5 protein-coding genes are annotated in these 4,285 nt (G+C 48.3%); 1 reads left to right on the forward strand and 4 read right to left on the reverse strand.

The window, feature by feature from the left end:
- The 3 genes from ACTHUE_RS11605 to grxC all read right to left on the reverse strand — a co-directional run.
- A partial coding sequence (locus ACTHUE_RS11605) for a TonB-dependent siderophore receptor (protein WP_440423520.1) occupies positions 1-761 on the reverse strand: 761 nt, incomplete at its 3' end.
- A 263-nt stretch (positions 762-1,024) separates the two neighbouring features.
- Positions 1,025-1,459: a protein-export chaperone SecB gene (gene secB / locus ACTHUE_RS11610; protein WP_003745844.1), complete on the reverse strand. Its 435-nt coding sequence runs from the start codon at positions 1,457-1,459 to the stop codon at positions 1,025-1,027.
- 21 nt (positions 1,460-1,480) lie between these two features.
- Positions 1,481-1,738: a glutaredoxin 3 gene (grxC, locus tag ACTHUE_RS11615; protein WP_003684090.1), complete on the reverse strand. Its 258-nt coding sequence runs from the start codon at positions 1,736-1,738 to the stop codon at positions 1,481-1,483.
- 237 nt (positions 1,739-1,975) lie between these two features.
- On the opposite strand from grxC, the gene ACTHUE_RS11620 reads away from it, so the two are divergent.
- Positions 1,976-3,469, forward strand: a complete 1,494-nt coding sequence (locus ACTHUE_RS11620) for an Rne/Rng family ribonuclease (RefSeq protein ID WP_107858142.1) — start codon at positions 1,976-1,978, stop codon at positions 3,467-3,469.
- Positions 3,470-3,526: 57 nt separating this feature from the next.
- Here ACTHUE_RS11620 and ACTHUE_RS11625 read toward each other — a convergent pair whose 3' ends face one another.
- Positions 3,527-4,195 carry a DUF3108 domain-containing protein gene (locus tag ACTHUE_RS11625; protein WP_070461397.1) on the reverse strand — a complete coding sequence of 223 codons (669 nt, stop codon included), beginning with the start codon at positions 4,193-4,195 and terminating at the stop codon, positions 3,527-3,529.
- Positions 4,196-4,285: the final 90 nt, after the last annotated feature.

Raw genomic sequence — 4,285 nt, forward strand, 5'->3', positions numbered from 1 at the left:
GTCAGCATACTGTTATCACTCAAATCCGTATCGATCACGCCATAAACCATGTCTTTCTTGTTCCATACACCCTCTTTAAAAGAACGGTGGTCCTCATGAACACCAACCAGCCTACCGCGTACCGTATGTTCATTATTCAAGCTTCCAGATACATCCAAAGCCAAACGCTTGCTGCCCCTATGGTCAGTGCTGATTTCACCTGTATGCTTAAACAGAGCTGTTGGCCGCTTACGGATTAAATTAATGGTTCCACCCGGTTCGGAATTGGATTGAGTAAGACCGGTTGCACCTCTAACAACCTCAATGTGATCATAAACAGCAAGGTCTGTGCTCGGTGAGACATCGATTTTTGCCGTATAGCCCGAACGTCCAGACACATTCGTGGTAATACCGTCTTCACCAATCTGATCAACATAGAAACCACGAGACAAAAAACGAGTTTGTAGACCCGAATCCCGAACCACGTTGATTCCCGTAGTGTTTTTCATTGCCTCTTCTAAAGAATATATTGCTTTATCATCTAGCTGCCGACGCGTCATTACGCTCACCGACTGCGGCGTATCCTTACCTGAAATACGCAAGCCAGTCGCCGTTGCCATCGTTCCGATTGTATAAGACTGACTGCGCTCGGTATTCCTTTGTGCCTGCCGTTTGCCACTGACCTTGACCGTATCCATGTCTACATGTTCCACTTCTTGATGTCCCGTATCTGCAAAAACAGTTTGGCAAGGCAGCACTAATAACAAACAAATTGTTTTCATTTGAAAATCAGGTTTCACAACTATTTCCTTAATTAATAGAATCTATTTATCTGCTAGATAAAAATTACAATTTATTGATTTTAAATGGTATATAACCTATAAAATTTAAAATTAGATCGTAATGATAAACGATATCATTATATACTTATTGCATTAATATATGAACTTTTTGTTATAGATTTTTTCTTATGTCCTGATTTTTAGATAAAAAAAGGCCGTCTGAACGCAATGTTTCAGACGGCCTCAATTTAGGTATAACGCGATTAAGCGTTAGCTTCCTGTTGTTGTTGGTAGATTGCTTCGAAGTTGATCGGAGCGAGTAATACAGGTGGGAAGCCGGCGCGGGTTACGCTGTTGGAAATGGCTTCGCGTGCGTAAGGGAACAGGATGTTTGGACAAGCAACGCCCAGCAGCAGTTGTACGTCTTCTTCAGGAATGTTTTCCAGACGGAAGATGCCGCTTTGGGTAACTTCGTTCAAGAACATGGTGCGCTCTTCGTTCAGTTTGGCAGTCACGGTAACGGTAACGTCAACGCTGTAGAAGCCGTCTTCCAGTTTGGTGTTGCCGGTAGAAACGCGCATATCGACTTCAGGCTCGCCTTGTTCCAAGAAGATTTGTGGTGCATGAGGCACTTCCAAAGACAAGTCTTTTACATACAGACGCTCAACGCTGAATACGGGTTGCAATTCTTCGCTCATTTTATTTTCCTAAGTTAAGGGTTAAGGATTCAGTAATTCGTCCAACTTGCCTTCCTGCTGCAAGCGGTACAAATCGGTAAAGCCACCGACATGGGTGTCGCCGATAAAAATCTGCGGCACGCTGCGCTGGCCGGAAAGCTGCTGCATTTCGGCAAAAACTTCCGGATTGCCGTCGATGCGGATTTCGTTGATTTCTTTCACACCCACCGCCTGCAACAGCCTTTTCGCCATGGTGCAGTACGGGCAATATGGACCGGTATAAACAGTAACGGTTTGCATGATTTCTTCCAAAATACCAATGTTCATGACTATATGGGCATAGGTGTGATTTTACAAGTGTTCCCGCCGTACGGTTGTAAAAAACATTCAGACGGCCTCTTGGCCATAAACATTTGTGCAGATGCGGAAAAACCATAATTAAAGTATGATAAGCGCTTTCGCAGAATGACTTTTGCCATTTGTTTTTTGGAGAAGAACACATCGCAAAAGTTTTTCTATTCAAAATCAGGTATCCCCATGCTTTCAGGAATTCCCATCCCCAAGGACGCCGTGCGTCCGTCCGAAACCGTCCTCGTCAACATCACGCCGCAAGAAACGCGTGTGGCTGTTTTGGAAGAGAACAATATCTGCGAGCTGCACATCGAGCGCAACAGCGGCCATAGCTTGGTTGGCAATATTTATTTGGGCGTCGTCAAACGCGTTCTTCCCGGCATGCAAAGCGCGTTCATCGATATCGGCTTGGAACGTGCCGCGTTTCTGCATATCGTCGACGTCCTTGAACAACGCCGTAATCCGGACGAAACCCAACGCATCGAACATATGCTCTTTGAAGGCCAGTCCGTCTTGGTTCAGGTCATTAAAGACCCCATCAACACCAAAGGCGCGCGCCTTTCCACCCAAATCTCACTGGCCGGCCGTTTCCTCGTCCATCTTCCGCAAGAAGACCACATCGGCATTTCCCAACGCATTGAAGACGATGCCGAACGCAGCAGTTTGAGGGAGCGCCTCAACAACCTGCTGCCCGAAAACGCCTGCCACGGCTACATCATCCGTACCAACGCCGAAAACGCTTCCGATGACCAACTGCAATCAGACATCAACTATCTGACCAAAGTGTGGGAACACATTCAAAAACAGGCGAAAATCCAGCCGCCCGAAACCCTGCTCTATCAAGATTTGCCTTTGAGCCTGCGCGTTTTGCGCGATATGTTCAGCCTCGATACGCACAAAATCCTGGTCGATTCCACTGAAAACCACCGCCGCATGACCCAGTTTGCCGAACAATACGTTCAAGGTGCATTGGGCAGAATCGAGCTGTTCAAAGGCGAACGCCCCCTATTTGAAACCCATAACATCGAGCAGGAAATCGCCCGAGCCCTGCAACCGCGCGTCAACCTCAACTTCGGCAGCTACCTCATCATCGAGTCCACCGAAGCCATGACCACCATCGATGTCAACACAGGCGGCTTTGTCGGCGCGCGCAATTTTGATGAAACCATCTTCCGCACCAACCTCGAAGCCTGCCACACCATCGCCCGCGAACTTCGCCTGCGCAATCTCGGCGGCATCATCATCATCGACTTCATCGATATGGCGCAGGAAGTCCACCGCGAAGCCGTCCTGCAAGAGCTTGCCAAAGCCCTGAGTTTTGACCGCACCCGCGTCACCCTCAACGGTTTTACCAGTCTGGGCCTTGTCGAACTGACCCGCAAACGTTCGCGTGAAAACTTAAGCCAAATCCTCTGCGAACCCTGCCCTTCCTGCCAAGGCCGGGGCCGTCTGAAAACGCCGCAAACCGTGTGCTACGAAATCCAACGCGAAATCGTCCGCGAAGCGCGCCGCTACGATGTCCAAGCCTTCCGCATTTTGGCCGCTCCGAATGTCATCGACTTGTTCCTAGACGAAGAATCACAATCGCTGGCGATGTTGATAGACTTTATCGGCAAACCGATTTCGCTGGCAGTCGAAACCGCCTACACGCAGGAACAATACGATATTGTGTTGCTCTAAAGATAAAAGGCCGTCTGAAAACTTTTCAGACGGCCTTCTTTTTTGAGCAAATAAAGATTACGGTTTCACTACTTTACCGTTGATTTTGACGGAAGTCAGTTTCAAGTTGTAGGTTTTGCCGTCATCGGTATAACTGATTTGCGCAGGGATATTGTCGATATCGGAAGCAAACGAGTAAGTCACGGTATCGTCGCCACGGCGGACGCGATATTTGCTCACAGGCGTTGTACCGCCGTTCAGCTTATAGCTTTCGCTGCCGATTTTGTTCATGCTGCCGACGGTGTACAGTTTTTTACCGTTGGTAATTTTCAAACCTGACGGCAGGCGCACGTCATTGGCGGCCAGTTGCCATGCCAAAGTGAACAAGTCCATGGCTGGGCCGGATTTTTCAGTTTTCAAATCACCTGCTTTGCCGTAAGTGATGTTGCCACCGGAGAATTTGGCCTCGGCATACACTTTGCCGCCGCGTACATCTTTGTAGTAAGACGGATTCAAGGTCGTGCCGTTGATGCTGCCGCCGGATTCAAAGCGGATATTGTAAAGCGGTACTTTGATGGTAGAAACGATTTTGTATTGGTTGCCGCTGCGTGTGAAGGTCATGGTCGCAGGAATACCGTAGCTGCCTGAGTATTGCAAAACGGCAGATTGCGGCAATTCAGCGGCTTGCGCGCCGATGGAGGCTGTAAGTAGGGAAAGTGTCAGCAGGGTTGTTTTAATCGGATTCATGATGTTTTCCTTGTGTGTATCGTGTTTTAATTAAGCCAACAGGCTTTGACCGGCGGCATTGCGTTGTGCATTCAAAACGCGGTTGCCTTC

It is taken from the genome of Neisseria sp. P0021.S005 (assembly GCF_051956955.1).

Bases quoted from the DNA above. Each gene is read 5' to 3' on its own strand.
- secB (WP_003745844.1), bottom strand. From the start codon at position 1,459: ATGAGCGAAGAATTGCAACCCGTATTCAGCGTTGAGCGTCTGTATGTA.
- grxC (WP_003684090.1), bottom strand. From the start codon at position 1,738: ATGCAAACCGTTACTGTTTATACCGGTCCATATTGCCCGTACTGCACC.
- ACTHUE_RS11620 (WP_107858142.1), top strand. From the start codon at position 1,976: ATGCTTTCAGGAATTCCCATCCCCAAGGACGCCGTGCGTCCGTCCGAA.
- ACTHUE_RS11625 (WP_070461397.1), bottom strand. From the start codon at position 4,195: ATGAATCCGATTAAAACAACCCTGCTGACACTTTCCCTACTTACAGCC.